The sequence below is a fragment of the Streptomyces sp. NPDC048172 genome, from assembly GCF_043202595.1.
Lineage (GTDB): Bacteria > Actinomycetota > Actinomycetes > Streptomycetales > Streptomycetaceae > Streptomyces.
Genome location: NZ_JBIDAT010000003.1, coordinates 273846 through 290371 on the forward strand (window position 1 = coordinate 273846; position 16526 = coordinate 290371).

Consider the following 16526-nt stretch of genomic DNA (forward strand, 5'->3'; position numbering starts at 1 on the left):
GTCACCTGTCCAGCGCCGTCAGCGGGTGCCGGGGTTCGTCAGGTCCGTGCCGAAGCGGGCCTTCGTCTTCGGGGAGCCGAGGTCGCCCGGGCCGATGAGCGCCGAACCGTCGGCGCCCAGGCCGTCGGTGCCCGCGTAGAGGAGCGCCACCGCGCCCGCGCCCTCCGTGCGGTTCGGGACGCCGACCGCGAGGTCGGCCTTGCCGTCACCGTTGTAGTCGGCCGGCGAGACGGACGAGCCGAACTTGTCGTTGCCCTCCATCTCGCCGGGGACGCCCTCGGTGTCGAGCGAGAAGGTCTGCGCGCCCTTGTCGGTCAGCCAGTTCTCGGTGCCCTTGAGGACGTTGACGGCACCGGCGCTGTTGTAGCCGCCGGGGGCCTCCGCGTCGGTGTCGCTGACCACGAGGTCGTCGTGGCCGTCACCGTCGAAGTCGGCGAGGCGGATGGCCTCGCCCTGCTGCTTCTCGCCCTTCCAGTCCACCGGCTTCGCGGTGTCCATGCCGCCGGTGGTGCCCGGGTAGGTGCGGAGCTTCTGCTCGTCCGGACCGTCCTCGAAGCCGGTGTCCGTGACGACGTCGTCCTTGCCGTCGCCGTTGATGTCGCCCACCACGGCGCGGTACTGGCCGAACATCAGGGACACGGTCTTGCCCAGCGGCGTGCTCTTGACGCCGCCGGACGAGCCCGGCAGCACGCCGAGCGTGCCCTCGTCCGAGGGGGAGTCCTGGGAGGCGACGCTGACGAGGTCGGCGTAGCCGTCGCCGTTGATGTCGCCGGAGGCCAGGTGGCCGACGGCGACGCCGCCGCCGGGCGGGGTGACGGCCTTCATCTTCGGGGTGGTCGTGTCGCGCAGGTTCGCCGCGCCGTTGACGAGCTGCACCTTGTCGCCGTCGGAGACGGCGATGTCGTCGCGGCCGTCCTTGTTGTAGTCGCCGACGGCTATCTGGTCGCTGAAGTGGGCGTTCTCGGTGACCTTCGGCGCGTGGAAGGCGATGGCGTCGCCGGACAGGCCGCCCTTGCCGCCGAAGACGACCGTGACGGAACCGGCCTGCCCGGTGCTCCCGATCGCCTCGTTGTTCGCGGCGACGACCAGGTCGGTGTAGCCGTCGCCGTCCACGTCGCCGCGCACGACGGCCGAGCCGAAGGCGTCCTTGGCCTCCGGGGTGCCCGGGACGCCCTTGCTGGCCTGGGTCAGCGTGGTGTGCCGCGCGGTGTCGACGCCGTCCTTCGCGCCGTAGGTCACGCCCACGTAGCCCGCCTTGGACTTGCCCGAGACGGTGCCTTCGGGGGCGCCCACGCCGAGGTCGGCGTAGCCGTCACCGTCGATGTCGCCGGGAGTGGTCTTGCCCTGCTTGGCGGCCTTGGCGGAGGGCTGGTCCTGGCCGTCGCCGTCCGTGACGACCGCGTTCGCACCGGCTGCCACGGCCGCTACGACCGCGGCGCCGACGGCACCGGCCACCACGCCTCTCGTTCTGTTGCGCAAAATTCCTCCATCGGGTCACGCATCGGTCGCCCTCCGGCCCGACCTCGTTCCGTGGCCCCCGCAGGCCAGGCATGAAGGGATGTGGAAGGAGACATAACCGAAAGCCGAACGGTTGCGGAATCGATAGAAAAATTACGGAGGACAACACATCTACCCAAGACCGAGCAGCGCCACGATGTCCCCGGCGCCCTTCTCCCGCGCGAAAGCGCACAGTTGGTCCCGCGTCGGGGCCGTCGCGGGACCGCGCCGCATGACCGCGTACGCCGCGGCGGCGTTGGCCACGCGCGCCGCCGCGTACGGCTCGGCGCCCTCGCCCAGCAGCGCCAGGAACGCGCCCACGTGCGCGTCGCCCGCGCCGCTGCTGTCCACGGCCGTCACCGGGACGCCCGGCACCCGCACCGGCGCCGAGCCGTCGGGCGGCGCCAGCCGGCAGCCGTCCCTGCCGTCACGGACCAGCACCCCGGCCCCCGCGCGCGGGAGCCGTTCGCGCAGCGCGGCAGCGGCGCGTCCCGGGTCGGCGGCGCCGCACATGAGGGCCGCCTCGCGGGCGTTCGCGCTCAGCCAGTCCGTACGGTCGAGCACCGGGCCGAGCACCTCGGCGGGGATGTCCGCGACGAGCGGCGCCGGGTCGAGACAGACCGTCGCGGCGTCCGGGAGCCCGTCCACGAGGGAGGCGAGCAGCGGGCCGTTGACCGGCATCACCAGGCCGTAGCCCGACACCTGCACGAGGTCCCCGGCGCGCACCTCGGCCGCGATCTTCTCCGCCTCGGCGGGGGTCATCCGGGCGTCGACGCCGAAGCTCGTCACGAACGTCCGTTCCCCGTCCGCGTCGACCAGCGCCACGGTGAAGCTCGTGTCGCCGTCCGTACGGGGCGGCAGCAGCGTCCGTACGCCCTCGGTGTCGAGGGCCTCGCGGACCAGGTCGCCGTAGGGGCCCGTGCCGTGCAGCCCCGCGAACACCGTCGCCGCGCCGATGCGGCCCGCCGCGGCCAGGGTGTTGAAACCGCCGCCCGCCGTCAGCTCCGTACGGGTGCCGATGACGTCGCCGCCGCGCTCGGGCAGCGCGGGCACCTCGATCACCAGGTCGGCGATCACATTGCCCGCGAGGACCAGCCGTCCGCTCATCGGGCCACCTCCTCGACCTCGGCCGTCGCGGACGCACCGGGCGCACCGGGCGTACGGGCCGGGCCCCCGCCCCCGCTCCCGCCGCTCACCGCGTACAGCAGCGCGCCCACGGCCATCGCGATCGCCCAGCCGAGCCCGTTGGTGCCCAGCCACGTGTGCGCCCACGGGCCGGTGAACCACACGTCGTCCGCGCTGGTCGCCGCCTCCGTGAAGAGCAGGCCCGTCACGATCGCCGCCGCCCACGCCAGCACGGCGTGCGGCCGGAAGCCGCCCGTGTACCAGTAGCGGCTGCCGCGCCCCGTGTCCATCAGCGCCGCCGGGTCGTACGTACGCCCGCGCGCCGAGTCCACCAGGACCACCCCGACCCAGGCCGAGATGGGCACCGCGAGCAGCGTCAGGAACGTGGTGAACGGGCCGTAGAAGTCCTTCGCGATCAGCATGAAGTAGATGCCGCCGAGGAACATCAGCGCGACGTCCAGCGCCACCGCGAGCGCGCGCGGCACCCGCAGGCCCAGCGTGAGCATGGTCAGGCCCGCCGAGTACGTGGAGAGGTGGTTGGACATCAGGAGCCCGCCGAAGGCCGCTATGAGATAGGGGACCGCCATCCAGGACGGCAGCATCCCGTTGATCGCGGCGACCGGGTCGGCCGCCTGTGCCAGTGTCCCGTCCCCCGCCGACAGCAGCGAACCGAGCGAGATCAGCAGCACCAGCGGGATCCCGGCGCCGAACGCCGAGGCGGTGATCAGCCTGCCGCCCGGGACGCTGCGCGGCAGATAGCGCGCGTAGTCCGCGCCCGCGTTGGCCCAGCCGATGCCCGTGCCCGCCGCGATGAAGCCGACGCCCGCGACGACGCCGCTCACCGGACCGGCGGGCGCGTCCAGCACCTTGTCCCAGTCGACGGTCGCGACGAGGAAGCCCATCACGATCAGGTTCAGCACCCCGAAGACCACCGTCGCCCACTTGTTGATCCACATGATGGTGGCATGGCCGAGGCCGCTGATCAGCAGCGTGCAGCCGATGAAGACCAGCAGGCACAGCAGCGTCAGCACGGTGTTCTGGTGCCAGCCGAAGACCCAGCGCACCAGCGCGAGCAGCGCGTACGCCGCCGTGGTCGTCGAGATGGTCTCCCAGCCGATGCGGCTGAGCCAGCTCACGAGCGTGGGACCGGCGTTGCCGCGCTGCCCGAAGACGGCGCGGGAGAGGGTCAGCGCGGGCGCTCCGCCCTTCTTGCCCGCCAGGCTGAGCACGCCGACCAGCGCGAACGAGCCGACCGAGCCGAGTACGGCGACGAGGACCGCCTGCCAGATGTTCAGTCCCCGGAAGGCGACGAGGGTCGCGCCGAGCGGCAGTCCGAGGAGGGAGATGTTCGCCGCGAACCAGGTCCAGAACATCTGGCTCGCGTGGCCGTGGCGCTCGTCGTCCGGCACGGGCTCGATGCCCCGTGTCTCGACGGCGCCGACTTGCCCTTGGGTTCCCGCGTGCTCGTTCGTCGTCGAACCGGCCATGGCGGAACCTCCTTGCGTGGTGCGGAGGGAGTTGCGTGTGTGGGGTGGGATCAGCGCAGCGCGAGCAGGCGCTCCGTGAGGGGCTCCAGCTCCAGGTCGTTGACGGTGCGGAGGGTGGCGACGGCGTCGGCCGGGAGCGCGGCGAGGCCCGCCACGGAACCGGCGACCGCGCCCGCGATCGCGCCGATGGTGTCGCTGTCGCCGCCGAGGTTCGCGGCCAGCAGCGCGCTGCGCCACGGGTCGCCGTCCGCGACGGCGAGGACCGCGAACGCGGCCGGTACGGACTCCTGGCTCGCCACGCTCGTCCCCACGAGCGAGCACACCAGGTCGAGCGCCTGCTCCTCGGGCACGCCCGCGACCAGCTCGGACGCCCAGGCGATACGGGCCGCGATGTCCGCGCCCGCGACCCAGTGGCCCCGCTCGGCACCGGCGCGCGCGGCGCCGACGGCCGCGGCCACGGCGTCGTCCAGCGTGCCGCCGCCGACGCCCGTGCTGACGGCCGCGGCCACGGCCGCCGCGCCCGCGATGCCGAGCGTCGTGTCGTGGGTGACCTGGCACGACTCCACGACGCGGTCAAGGAACGCGCCGCTTGGCCCGTCCTCGCCGTCCCCGGCCCGGGAGGCGATGCCGACCGGGGTGACGCGCATGGCCGCGCCGTTCGTCGTGCCGGTGCGCCCCGCCTCCCCGGGCGGCACTCCGCGCGCCACCGCGTCCAGCGCGGCCTTGGTCGAGGGTCCGAGGAGATCGAGCGAGCCCCTGGCCCGCATCTCCTTCTCCCAGTCCAGGAGTTCGTGCGCGAGGCGCAGCGGGTCGATGTGCCCGCCGCCCTCCGCCAGCAGCCTGCCGACGAGGACGGCCTGCTCGGTGTCGTCGGTGACGGAGCCCGCGGGCATCCCGGCGCTCACGGGGTTGCCGGGCCCGGCGGGCTCGAAGCCGGTCAGCGTGCCGTACGCCCGTACGACGTCGCGGCGGGACATGACCTGGGTCGGCATGCCGAGCGCGTCGCCGAGCGCGAGCCCGTAGAAGGCGCCCAGGGCGCGGTCGCGGGTGGGGGGATCGACGGTCGCCGGTGCGGGTGCTTCGTCGGTGGTCACTGGTGCTCTCCTCGCCCCGAGCGGACGTGCAGTTGGAACCTGGCGGGGTCGAGGAGGCTCGTCACCTGCTCGACGACGGAGCCGTCGGCGGCCCGGTAGACCTGGGCCAGCCGCAGGAAGGGCTCGCCGGGGGAGCGGCGCAGCGTCGCCGCCTCGTCCTCCTCCAGCCCCCGCATGGAGACCACGCCCTCGCCGGAGTCGGTGATCCGTCCGGCGGCGAGCAGGGTCTTGTGGAGCGAGCCGTCCGTCAGCCCGCGCCGGGGCAGCTCCGCGAGGGTGCCCACGGCGGGCACCCTGCTGTGCTCCAGCGAGACGCCCCGGCCGTCCTCGGCGAGCCGCCGCACCCGGTCGAGCGCGACGAACGCCTCGGCCCCCGTGCCCAGCTCGGCGGCGAGCTCCGGGTCCGCGACGGTCTCGAACCGCAGCACCTCGGTGACCAGCTCGGTCGCCTGCCCCTGGAGGGCCCGCGTCCAGCCGAGCCGGTTGTCCAGCGGCGTCCCGTCGAAGGTGACGAACGAGCCGATGCCGGGGTGCGTGGCGATCAGCCCCTGCTCGCCGAGGACCTGGAGCGCCTGCCGCAGCGTCGTACGGCTGACGCCGAAGCGCTCCCTGAGCGCGTGCTCGCCGGGGAGGCGCTCACCGGAGGTGTGCACCCCGGCCCTGATCTCGTCGGCGAGGGTGCGGGCGATGCGCTGATGCTTATGAACCTGTCCAGGCATGTCCGCACTGTAACTAGACAGGACTGGACAGGTCTAGGGGGTGCCGGGGCCTATATTGGCCCGCCATGGAGACATCCGTCGACGACACGTGCGATGCCATCGAGGAACAGGACCCGGAGCTGCGCGCGTTCGTCGATGGCGCGGAGTCGTACGGGGAGCGGCGCCGTCGGCTGCGCGGCGAGCTGCGTGCCGCCCGTGCGCGCTGGCCCGGGGAGGCCGGGCGCCCGCCGCTGTTCGGCGTCCCGGTCGGGGTGAAGGACATCGTGCGGGTGGACGGACTGCCCACGCGGGGCGGCTCGCGGCTGCCCGCCGAGGTGTTCGCGGGGCGGCAGGCGACGGCCGTGGACCGGCTGCGCGCCGCCGGGGCGCTCGTCGCGGGGAAGACGGTGACGGCGGAGTTCGCCATGAGCGCCCCGGGCCCGACGCGGAACCCGCACGATCACGCCCGTACGCCGGGCGGCTCCAGCAGCGGTTCGGCGGCGGCGGTGGCGGCGGGGCTGGTGCCGCTGGCACTCGGCACCCAGACGCTGGGCTCGGTGGTCCGCCCGGCGGCGTACTGCGGCGTCGTCGGCTTCAAGCCGACCGTGGACCGTGTCCCGTACGACGGCGTGCTCCTCAACGTGCCGTCCCTCGACACCCTCGGCGTCTTCGCCAGGTCCCTCGCCACGGTCACCACGGCGGCCGCCGTCCTCTGCGACGACTGGGGGCGCGGGATCGCGGCGCGGGCGGGAGAGCCACCGGTCCTCGGCGTCCCCGACGGGCCCTACCTGGAACGGGCGGGCGACGAGGCCCGTACGGCCTTCGAACGCGAGGTCTCCGCGCTCGCGGACGCCGGGTTCACGGTGCTGCGCGTGCCGCTCCTCGCGGACTTCGCGCGGACCGCCGAGGACGTGCACGTCCTCAACCGCTACGAGGCGGCACGGAGCCACGCCGACTGGTTCGCCCGCTACGGCGCGCTCTACGCGGAGCGGTCCGCGGCGACCGTACGCCAGGGCCAGGCGCTCACCCGGGGCGCGTACGCACGCGCGCACAGCCGCCGGACCTCCTTCCGGCGCGGCCTCCTGGAGGCCACGGACGCGGCGGGCGTCGACGTCTGGCTCAGCCCCTCGGCCACCGGGCCGGCCCCGCACGGTCTCGCCTCCACCGGCGACCCGGTGATGTGCCTGCCCTGGAGCTTCGCGGGCTGGCCCGCCCTCTCCCTCCCCGCCGGACACGCGGCCGACGGCATGCCCCTCGGCCTCCAGTGCGCCGCCCGCGCCGGGAGCGACGAGGCCCTGCTCGCCTGGGCCGGGCGGCTGCGCACTAGCCTGACCCCTGATCCGTGACGCGCCCGTACGGCGGGCCAACCGCAGGCGGGACATGGGGGGTTGTGGGTGACCAGCAGGGCGGCGGACGGAACGGGACGGCCATGGCGGCCCGGTGAGCGGATCGACGGGCGCTACGAGGTGACGCGGCTGCTCGGCCGCGGCGGCATGGGCGCCGTGCACCAGGTGCGCCACCTGGACTGGGACACCGAGCTGGCGGTGAAGAGCCCGCTGCCGGAGGTCTTCGCGGGGACGGCGGAGCGGGAGGCGTTCGTCGCCGAGGCGGAGCGCTGGGTGTCGCTGGGCCTCCACCCGCACGTCTGCGCCTGCTACTACGTGCGCACGCTCGACGGGGTGCCCCGGGTCTTCGCCGAGTACGTGGCAGGGGGCAGCCTGCACGACTGGATCACCGAGGGGCGGCTGTACGCCGGGGAGCCGGACGAGGCGCTCGCCCGGATCCTGGACGTGGCCGTCCAGATGGCCTGGGGCCTCGGGCACGCGCACTGGTGCGGCCTGGTGCACCAGGACGTCAAGCCCGCCAACGTCCTGGTCGACGCCGACGGCGCCGTCAAGGTCACCGACTTCGGCCTCGCCCGCGCCTTCGGCGCCGCCTCCGCGCCCGGCATCAGCGCGCACGCGCCGCACGGCGGGCTGATGACCCGCGAGTACGCCTCGCCGGAGCAGCTCGCGGGCGAACCGCTGGGCCGCCGCACGGACCTCTACAGCTACGCGGTCTGCGTCCTGGAGATGTTCACCGGCGGCCGTACCTGGCTGATCGGATCCGCGGCGGGGGACGCGCTGGCGGAGCACCTGGCCGACGGAGCCGACGCCACGGGCGATTTCGGTGATGGTGACGGTGACGGCCCCGTGCCGCCCCCGATGCCGGAGGGCGTGGCCGGACTCCTCGCCGCCTGCCTGGAGCACGACCCCCGGCGGCGGCCCGGCTCGGCTGCCGAGGTCGCCGAGCGGCTGACCGGCGTCCACCGGGAGCTGACGGGACGGCCGTACCCCCGCCAGGAGCCGGTCGAGGCGGACCTGCGCGCCGACGAGCTCAACAACCGGGCGCTGTCCCTGGTCGACCTGGGACAGCGCCGGGAGGCGGACGAGGCGTTCGGCGAGGCGCTGGAGGCCGACCCGCAGCACCCGGAGGCCCGGTACAACTCGGGGCTGCGCATGTGGCGGGCCTCCGGCATCACCGACGAGACGCTGCTCGCCGCCCTGGAGACGGTGCGCGCCAACGCCGAGAACGCCGCCGATCCCGCTCCCGACCCCGGCCGTACACGCCTGGCCCTCGCCGAGGTGCACCTGGAGCGCGGCGACCACGAGGCCGCCGACGGCATCCTCGGCGCCCTGGCCGACGAGCGGCCCGACGACCCCGACCTGCGGCGTACGCGCGCGGCGCTCGGCCGCGCGCGGGACGCCCTCCCGCACCGCGACTCGGTACGGGAGGTCCCCTGGCAGACCCGTACGCGCCCCGGCCCCGACGACGAGACCGTGGTCCGGCTCACCCCCGACGCGCGGCTCGCCGTGACGGGCGAACGGGACGGCACCGTACGGCTGTGGGACGCGCGGGAGGGCCGGTGCGTGCGGACCTTCGAGGGGCACACCGCGCGCGTCCACAGCGTCGACATCACGCCCAACGCCCGGTACGTCATCTCGGCGGGCCGCGACGACACCGTACGGCTGTGGGACGTCGCCACCGGCACCGCGAACGGCGTCTTCCAGGCCACCGTCTGGTCGCTGCGGCTGAGCCCGCGCGAGCCCGTGGCGGTCTGCTCGCTGCCGCACTCCTCCGAACTCCTCGTCGTCGACCTGGAGTCGGGGAAGCCGCGCCGGGTGATCCAGGACAGGGAGCGCCCGGGGACGGTGGAGCTGAGCCCGGACGGGCGGTTCGCGGTGGTCGGCGGCTGGGCGCAGTCCCCGCGCGCCCGGGTGTGGGACCTGACCGAGGGGCGGCTCCTGCACGAACTCGCCGGTGACGGCGGCAAGGTGGTGGCGAGCGCCTTCAGCGCCGACGGCCGGTACGTCGCGACCGCGAAGTGGTTCGGTGTCTCCGAGGTCTGGGACCTCGGCACGGGACGGTGCGTGCGCACCCTGCGCGACCACGACGGACCGGTCACGGCCGTGGCGCTGAGCGCCGACGGCCGGTGGCTGGTGACCGGCGGCGGACCGACCGACGGCGCCGTACGCCTGTGGGACCTGCCGCCGGGCAAGGGCCGCTGCCTGCGCACCGCGCGCGGGCACGCGGGCGCGGTGAGCGCCGTGCACGTCGATCCCGACGCCGGGCTCGTCCTCTCGGCCGGCCAGGACAGCACGGTGCGGGCGTGGACCATGCCGGGCGGGCATCTGGCCACGCCCCGGCTGAGCCGCCCGCGCCGCCACGAGCGGCTCGCCCGGCTCGCGGACGAGGCCGCGGACCTGGTCGGGGAGGCGGAGACGGCCCTGGCGCGGGGCGCCCGCGCGGACGCGCTCGCCGCGCTCGCGGCACTGAGGCGCGCGCGTGAACTGCCGGGCCACGAACGCTCGCCCAGGGTCAGGGAGGCCTGGCGGGCCCTGGGCCGCCTCCTGCCGCGCACCGCGCCGCGCGGCCACTGGGCGGCGAGCACCTACGAGGGCTTCGTCCCGAGCACCACGGAGGTGCACATCTCCGCGGACGGCAGGACGGGCGTCGAGTGCGCCTACGGCAGGGAGGTGACCGTACGGGACCTCCGGCGCGGCACCGTGCTGCGCGAACTCGCCGGCCACACCGAGAACGTGCTCCGCGTACGGCTCAGCCCGGACGGCACGCTCGCCCTCTCGACGGGACGCGACGGCACCGTACGGCTGTGGCGTACCGGCACGGGCGAGTGCCTGCGCGTCCTGGAGCTGGACCTCGGGCCCGGGGCGACCGGCCGCGACCGGCACGGGCCCGACGCCGACTGGCTCCGGTTCACCGCGGACGGCGCGCACGCGCTGATCGGCGGCGTCGCCCAGGGCATCGCGCGCTGGGACCTGTCGACCGGCGCGCGTACGCCGACGGGGATCGGCCCCGCCGTCCCGGACGCGGGCCGCACGTCCGAGCGGGCCCATCTCACCGACGACGGCGGCTTCCTGGCGCGGGCCACCCCCGACGGCACCGTACGGGTCTGGGACGTGGCGAGCGGCCGCCGCCTGCGCACGGTGCGTACCGAGGGGTACCCCGGCGCCCTGTGCCTGAGCCCCGACGGGCGGCTCCTGCTGACGGCCCACGGCGGCACCCTGCGCCTCCGGAACCTCGTCTCCGGGAACGGCGTGCGGGAGTTCGAGCCCAGGGAGCCCGACGTACGGGAGCTGCGGATCGGCGCCGACGGGCGGTACGCGGTGTCCGGGGGCCTGGACCTGGTGTGCCTGTGGGACCTGGAGCGCGGGGAGTGCGTCCGGGTGCTCGACGACCAGAAGGGCGCGGCCTGGCTGGAGACCACCCCGGACATGAACTACGTGCTGAGCGCGCCGGACGGCAAGATCTCCAAGCCGGTCACGCTGTGGGAGCTCGACTGGGAACTCGGCGCGTCGAGCGGCGCGGGACCCCGGTGAACAGGTCGTCCTCGGGGAGGTCCACGGTGACGTGCGTACGGGCCAGGTGGTAGTCCTCCGTGGGCCACACCTCCCGCTCGACGTCCCGGTCGTGGAGCATGAAACCGGCGTGCGGATCGACCTGGGTGGCGTGGGCGAGCAGCGCCCTGTCCCGTACGGCGAAGTGCGCGGCGCACGGCACGCGGGTCGTCGTCTCCCGCGCGGGCGGCCCCTCGGGCAGCTCCGCCAGGACCTCCCGCATCCCGGAGTCGAGCCCGCGCGCCGTCATCCCGTCGTGCAGCGCCTGGAACCAGGCGCGGGACAGGGCCTGTTGGTAGTAGAGCTTGAGCGGCCGCCAGGGCGCGCCCGCGCCGGGGTGGCGCGCGGCGTCCCCGGCCGCCTCGAAGGCCGCGACCGTGACCTCGTGCGTCCTGATGTGGTCGGGGTGCGGATAGCCGCCGGTCTCGTCGTACGTCACGACGACGTGCGGGCGGAACGCGCGGATCTCCGCGACCAGCCGCCCGGCGGCCTCCTCCAGCGGCGTCGCGGCGAAGCAGCCGTCCGGCAGCGGCTCGCCCGCCGGGGGCATCCCCGAGTCGGTGAACCCCAGGAACCGCTGGCGGACGCCCAGGATGTCGCGCGCCGCGGCCATCTCGGCCCGGCGGACCGCCGCCAGGTTCTCCCGGACGCCGGGCCGGTCCATGGCCGGGTTGAGCACGTCGCCGCGCTCGCCGCCCGTACAGGTGACGACCAGGACGTCCGCGCCCTCGGCCGCGTACCTGGCGAGGGTGGCCGCGCCCTTGTTCGACTCGTCGTCGGGGTGGGCGTGGACGCTCATGAGACGCGGGGTCATGAACACCTTTCTCCGGTCCATTCCGCCAGGCGGCGGAGGAACGTGGTCGTGGTCGGCAGGGCCTGCCCTGGCAGCATCGCGAGGGGAAAGACGTGGGGCATGCCCTCGTAGACGTCGAGCGTGACGTCGACCCCCGCACGCGCGGCGGTCTCCGCGAACCGGCGGGCGTCGTCGAGCAGCACCTCGGCGGAGCCCGTCGCCAGCAGCAGCGGGGGCAGGCCGCCCGGGTCGCCGTGCAGCGGCGACTGGGGCGCCTCGTCCGGGCCGGCCCCCGCCAGGTACTGGGCGGTGATCTGCTCCAGGACGGCCCGGCTGATCAGGTCGCGCCCCTCGTTGGCGTCGAGCGAGGGGCCGGAGAGCGTCATGTCGGTCAGCGGCGACACGACGACGGCACCGGCCGGGAGCGCCTCCCCGGCCTCCCCGGCCTCCCCGGCCCGCTCGGCCTGCCGGAGCGCGAGCAGCGCGGACAGGACGAGCGTGCCGCCCGCCGACTCCCCGAACAGGACCGTCCGGGACGGCGGCACGCCCTGGAGGCGCAGGTGGCGGAGGACGGCGAGGACGTCGTGGAGCGCGGCGGGGAACGGATGCGCGGGGGCGAGCCGGTAGTCCACCCGGAAGACGGGGCGGCCGGTGGCCCGCGACAGCCGGTACGCCAGGGCCCGTTCCGCGCGCGGGTCGGTGTGCGCGAATCCTCCGCCGTGCACGTACACCACCGCTCCCGCCTCGGCCGCCGGACGGCCGGAGCCGTTCACCCACTGCCCCGGCGCCTCGTCGGCGAGCGGGAGCGCGGGGGAGAGGTCGGCGTCACCGGGGAGGTCGGGCGCGCCCGCGGCGAGGGCCTGGAGCTGCGCCATGACGGCGGCGACGTCGCCGGGGGCGGCGGGGATCTTCAAAGGGGCTCCTCGCGTGAAGTGTTGTGGCGTTGTGGTGCTGTGCGGAACGGGGAAAACATTATGTCGAACCTAAAAATATGTCGAGCTACTTTTTAGGTCGGTTCAGAGTTAGGGTGTGGCCTCATGGCCCAGCTACAGGGACTCCGCGCGCTCAAGAAGCAGCAGACGCGCCAGGCGATCTCCGACACCGCGACCCGGCTCTTCCTGGAGCGCGGCTTCGAGGCGGTGACGCTCACCGAGATCGCGGCTGCCGCGCAGGTCTCCAAGATGACCGTCACCAACTACTTCCCGCGCAAGGAGGACCTCGCTCTCGACCACCACGAGGAGTTCGCGGCCTCCCTGGCCCGCACCGTGGCCTCCCGCCGTACGGGCGAGTCCGCGCTCGACGCGCTGCGCCGCGCGTTCCGCGCCGCGGTCGAGCGGCGCGACCCCGTCATCGGCTTCACGGGCGCCCCCTTCGCCCGGATGGTCGCCGACAGCCCCACCCTCACCGCGCGCCTGCGCGACCTGCACGACCAGCGAGAGGCCGCCCTGGCCGACGTCCTCGCCGCCGAAACGGCCGCCGCCCCCGGCGATCTCCTCCCCGGCGCCGCTGCGGCCCAGCTCGCCACGGCCCACCGCACCCTGTTCCAGTACACGGTGGACCTCACTCTGGAGGGCTTCAGTGACAGGAAGACGGCAGTCGCCCTCGACCGCGCCGCGCACCAGGTCTTCGGCCTCCTGGAAGGTCCCCTGGCCGACTACGCGGTGCGCTGAGACCGCTCAGCCCGTGACGAGGCCGACGACCAGGTTGATGGCGCTGGCCAGGATGCTGGTGCCGAAGACGTACGACAGCAGCGTGTGGCGCAGCACGATCGCGCGGATCGCCGGGCTGGAGACGTCGGTGTCGGACACCTGGTAGGTCATGCCCAGGTTGTAGCTGAAGTAGAAGAAGTCCCGGTAGGTGGGCGGCGCTTCGGAGTTGAAGTCGATGCCGCCCCCGGCCGCGTAGTAGACGTACGCGTAGCGGGCGGCGTACATCAGGTGCAGCGCGGCCCAGGCCATGAAGACGCCGCACAGCGCGGTCGCCGCCCCCGCGTGGCCGGTGTCGGACTCGCCGAGCAGGAGCAGCAGCACGATGGCGACCAGCCCGCACAGGGCGACCGCCACGACCGCCAGCTCCTCGACGAGGGGCTGGAAGTCCTCGCGCCGGGCGTTGCGGTGGGTGGCGGCGGCGTCCATCGGCCACAGCACGGCCCAGCCCGCGAGGACGAAGACCAGCTCCGTCGCCGCGATCCCCGCGAGCACGCCGAGCGTCCCCCCGACCGTCGGTCCGACGGACGCGCCGACCGCGACGCCGAGGGCCACCGCCCCCGCGAGCCGGGGCGCGGCGTCAAGGGGCAGCAAGGCGCTCATGGGAACCGAGAGTAGTCGTGAGGTCACTTTCCGGCTCGCCGAGGGCGGGGAGAGGGGGGAGTGTACGTTCGTACGCTCTGGTCGTAGGATCCCCCGCATGACCACTGAGACCCTGGTCCGGCCTGCCCGGGCAGAGCAGCACGCCCGGGTGGCCGTCGCCGCGCTCTTCTTCACGAACGGAGCCCTGTTCGCGAACCTCCTGCCGAGGTATCCGCAGATCAAGGCGGACCTCGGCCTCGGGAACGCCACGTACGGGCTCGCCGTCGCGGCGTTCCCCACGGGCGCGATAGCGGCGGGGCTGGCGGCCGGTGTCGTCATCCGGCGGCTCGGCTCGGCGCGCGCGGCGGTGGCGTGCACGCTGCTGACCGCCGTGGGGATAGGCGTGGCCGGGTTCGCGGACTCGGTGGCGCTGTTCGCGGCGGCGCTGCTCCTGGCCGGGGCGATGGACGCCGTCACGGACGTCGCGCAGAACGCCCACGGGCTGCGCGTGCAGCGCCGCTACGGGCGCTCGATCATCAACTCCTTCCACGCCATCTGGTCCGTCGGGGCCGTCACCGGCGGCGTGATGGCCGCGGCGGCGATCGCGCTCGACGTCCCGCCGGGCTGGCATCTGGCCGTCTCGGGCGTGGTGTTCGCGAGCGCCGCGTGCGTCGCGCTGCGGTTCTGCCTGCCGGGTCCCGACGAGGAGGAGAGCGGACCGGGGGCGGAGGACGCCGCCGTCCCGGCCGGTCGGCGGCCCGGCGGCGGGACCGGCAGGCGTACGGCGTACGTGCTCGGCGTCCTCGTCCTCCTCTCCATCGCGGGAACGCTCGTCGAGGACGCGGGCAACTCCTGGGCCACCCTCTATCTCTCCGACACGCTCGACGCCCCCGCCACCCTCGCGGCGTCCGGCTACATCGCGCTGGTGGGCGCCCAGTTCATCGGCCGTATCCTCGGCGACCGGCTCGTGGACCGCTTCGGGCAGCGCACCGTGGCGCGCGCCGGGGGCCTCGTCGTCACCGCCGGAATGGGCCTGGCGCTGGCCGTGCCCACGGTGCCCGGAACGATCCTCGGCTTCGCCGCCGCCGGGCTCGGCGTCGCGACCCTGGTGCCCGCGGCGATGCACGAGGCCGACGAACTGCCGGGCCTCAAGGCCGGTTCGGGCCTCTCCCTCGTCTCCTGGCTGATGCGCCTCGGCTTCCTGCTCTCCCCGCCGCTGGTCGGCATGGTCGCCGACGCGGCCGGACTCCGTACCGGCCTGCTGGTCGTCCCCGCCGCCGGGATCCTCGCGATGCTGTGCGCGGGGGTGCTGCGGAGCCGGCGCGCCTGAGCGCACCTGTGTCCGTACGGAGGCGCCTTCTGTGACTGCCCCCCCCGATCTTGTTCCGCGGGTGCGGCTGTCGCTGTGGTTGCTCGCGCAGTTCCCCGCGCCCCTTCGGGGCGCTCACTCGTCACGGCTACGATCGCCCCCATGCCGACGGAACACCCCGCGCGGGTCTCTCATGTCCGGGGCGCTCGCGCGCTCCGCTTCCGCTGAGGCCGGTCGCCATGGCCACCGGACACACGGACCCGAAGCGCCGTGACCGCATCATCGACGCCGCGCTCGACCTGATCGCCGAGGAGGGGCTCGCGCGCGTCTCGCACCGCAGGATCGCCGCGCGTGCCGGGGTGCCGCTGGGCTCGATGACGTACCACTTCGGCGGCATCGACGAGCTGGTGCGGGAGGCGTTCCGGCGCTTCACGGACCACATGGTCGCCGTCTTCGACGCGCATCTCGCCGCCCCGGCGGACCGCGACGAGGCCCGGGAGGCGGTGGCCGATCTCGTGCACCTCATGTCCGAGGGCAGCCAGCGCGATCTCGTCCTCACCCAGGAGCTCTACACCCTCGCCGCCCGCCAGCCCTCCTACCGGGAGCTGACCCAGGAGTGGATGCGGCGCAGCCGGGTCCACCTCGGCAAGCACTTCGACCCGCACACCGCCCGTCAGCTGGACGCCCTCATCGAGGGCCTGACCCTCCACCGGGCCCTGGCCAGGGAGCCCCACGACCGGGCCCTCACGGTGGAGGCCATCGCCCGCATCACGGCCTGACCGGGTGAGCGCCGAAATCTACAAGGCCGCCGGGCCCCCTCCCTGCGAGCATCGGGGCATGACCAGCGAATTCTTCCCCAAACTGCTCGTGTCCGACGCGGACGCGGCGATCGACTTCTACACCAAGGCGCTGGGCGCCGACGTGGCCCTCCGGGTGGCCGACGAGGGCGTCGTGCACCACGCCGAGCTCACCGTGGGAGAGGCGACTCTCGCGCTGGCGCAGAGCGTCCCGGAATGGGGGTGGCACGACCCCGTCTCCCTGGGCGGCTCGCCCGTCCTCCTCACGCTCGACGCGGCCGACCCGGACGCGGCGGCCCAGCGCATGGTCGACCTGGGCGCCGAGCTCGTGATCCCGGTCGAGAACCGGCCCTACGGCAAGCGGCAGGGCAGGGTGAAGGACCCGTTCGGACACCTGTGGGTGATCAGCGGCCCGCTCCGCTAGCACGGTGACACCCGCGGTCACCCGGACGGACCGCGCCCGGTAGTGCCCGCACGCGGCGGGGGCGAGGGTGAACCGGCCGGGACCGTGGTGAGCGCGGTCCCGGCACCCGCCCGTGCCCG

At 74.5% G+C, this 16526-nt stretch carries 14 protein-coding genes; 6 read left to right on the forward strand and 8 right to left on the reverse strand.

Annotated elements, in window-relative coordinates:
* Positions 1-18 precede the first annotated feature (18 nt).
* From ACGF3A_RS14750 to ACGF3A_RS14770, 5 genes are all read right to left on the reverse strand, one after another.
* Positions 19-1479, reverse strand: coding sequence for an FG-GAP-like repeat-containing protein (locus ACGF3A_RS14750; protein ID WP_393729584.1), 1461 nt, complete (start codon positions 1477-1479; stop codon positions 19-21).
* A 150-nt stretch (positions 1480-1629) separates the two neighbouring features.
* The gene (locus tag ACGF3A_RS14755) at positions 1630-2604 is read right to left on the reverse strand and encodes a PfkB family carbohydrate kinase (protein WP_393729586.1); all 975 of its coding nucleotides are present in this window, start codon (positions 2602-2604) and stop codon (positions 1630-1632) included.
* Positions 2601-4109 carry a purine-cytosine permease family protein gene (locus ACGF3A_RS14760; RefSeq protein WP_393729588.1) on the reverse strand — a complete coding sequence of 503 codons (1509 nt, stop codon included), beginning with the start codon at positions 4107-4109 and terminating at the stop codon, positions 2601-2603. Before ACGF3A_RS14760 ends, ACGF3A_RS14755 begins: the two co-directional genes overlap by 4 nt.
* A 50-nt stretch (positions 4110-4159) precedes the next feature.
* Positions 4160-5203: an ADP-ribosylglycohydrolase family protein gene (locus ACGF3A_RS14765; RefSeq protein WP_393729590.1), complete on the reverse strand. Its 1044-nt coding sequence runs from the start codon at positions 5201-5203 to the stop codon at positions 4160-4162.
* Positions 5200-5922, reverse strand: coding sequence for a GntR family transcriptional regulator (locus ACGF3A_RS14770; protein WP_393729592.1), 723 nt, complete (start codon positions 5920-5922; stop codon positions 5200-5202). The genes ACGF3A_RS14765 and ACGF3A_RS14770 overlap by 4 nt, the downstream gene beginning before the upstream one ends.
* 65 nt (positions 5923-5987) lie before the next feature.
* Between ACGF3A_RS14770 and ACGF3A_RS14775 the strand changes: the two genes are divergently transcribed.
* The gene (locus tag ACGF3A_RS14775) at positions 5988-7247 is read left to right on the forward strand and encodes an amidase (RefSeq protein WP_393729594.1); all 1260 of its coding nucleotides are present in this window, start codon (positions 5988-5990) and stop codon (positions 7245-7247) included.
* A gap of 48 nt (positions 7248-7295) precedes the next feature.
* A complete protein-coding gene (locus ACGF3A_RS14780; RefSeq protein ID WP_393729596.1) occupies positions 7296-10778 on the forward strand; it encodes a protein kinase in 3483 nt (1160 codons plus the stop codon).
* Here ACGF3A_RS14780 and mca read toward each other — a convergent pair.
* Together mca and ACGF3A_RS14790 are read right to left on the reverse strand one after the other, a co-directional pair.
* The gene (gene mca, locus ACGF3A_RS14785; protein ID WP_393729598.1) at positions 10720-11610 is read right to left on the reverse strand and encodes a mycothiol conjugate amidase Mca; all 891 of its coding nucleotides are present in this window, start codon (positions 11608-11610) and stop codon (positions 10720-10722) included. The genes ACGF3A_RS14780 and mca overlap by 59 nt on opposite strands.
* Positions 11607-12503: an alpha/beta hydrolase gene (locus tag ACGF3A_RS14790; protein WP_393729600.1), complete on the reverse strand. Its 897-nt coding sequence runs from the start codon at positions 12501-12503 to the stop codon at positions 11607-11609. The genes mca and ACGF3A_RS14790 overlap by 4 nt, the downstream gene beginning before the upstream one ends.
* Positions 12504-12626: 123 nt before the next feature.
* Between ACGF3A_RS14790 and ACGF3A_RS14795 the strand changes: the two genes are divergently transcribed.
* Positions 12627-13259, forward strand: coding sequence for a TetR/AcrR family transcriptional regulator (locus ACGF3A_RS14795; RefSeq protein WP_393729602.1), 633 nt, complete (start codon positions 12627-12629; stop codon positions 13257-13259).
* Positions 13260-13265: 6 nt separating this feature from the next.
* Here the strand turns inward: ACGF3A_RS14795 and ACGF3A_RS14800 are convergent, their stop codons facing one another.
* Positions 13266-13898, reverse strand: a complete 633-nt coding sequence (locus tag ACGF3A_RS14800; protein WP_393729603.1) for a DUF1345 domain-containing protein — start codon at positions 13896-13898, stop codon at positions 13266-13268.
* A 97-nt stretch (positions 13899-13995) separates the two neighbouring features.
* On the opposite strand from ACGF3A_RS14800, the gene ACGF3A_RS14805 reads away from it, so the two are divergent.
* The 3 genes from ACGF3A_RS14805 to ACGF3A_RS14815 all read left to right on the forward strand — a co-directional run bounded on the left by ACGF3A_RS14805 (position 13996) and on the right by ACGF3A_RS14815 (position 16407).
* On the forward strand, positions 13996-15207 hold the full coding sequence (locus ACGF3A_RS14805) for an MFS transporter (protein WP_393729605.1): 1212 nt from the start codon (positions 13996-13998) through the stop codon (positions 15205-15207).
* A 218-nt stretch (positions 15208-15425) separates the two neighbouring features.
* Positions 15426-15965: a TetR/AcrR family transcriptional regulator gene (locus ACGF3A_RS14810; RefSeq protein WP_393729606.1), complete on the forward strand. Its 540-nt coding sequence runs from the start codon at positions 15426-15428 to the stop codon at positions 15963-15965.
* Positions 15966-16023: 58 nt separating this feature from the next.
* A complete protein-coding gene (locus ACGF3A_RS14815; RefSeq protein ID WP_393729608.1) occupies positions 16024-16407 on the forward strand; it encodes a VOC family protein in 384 nt (127 codons plus the stop codon).
* The last annotated feature ends 119 nt before the right edge of the window (positions 16408-16526 follow it).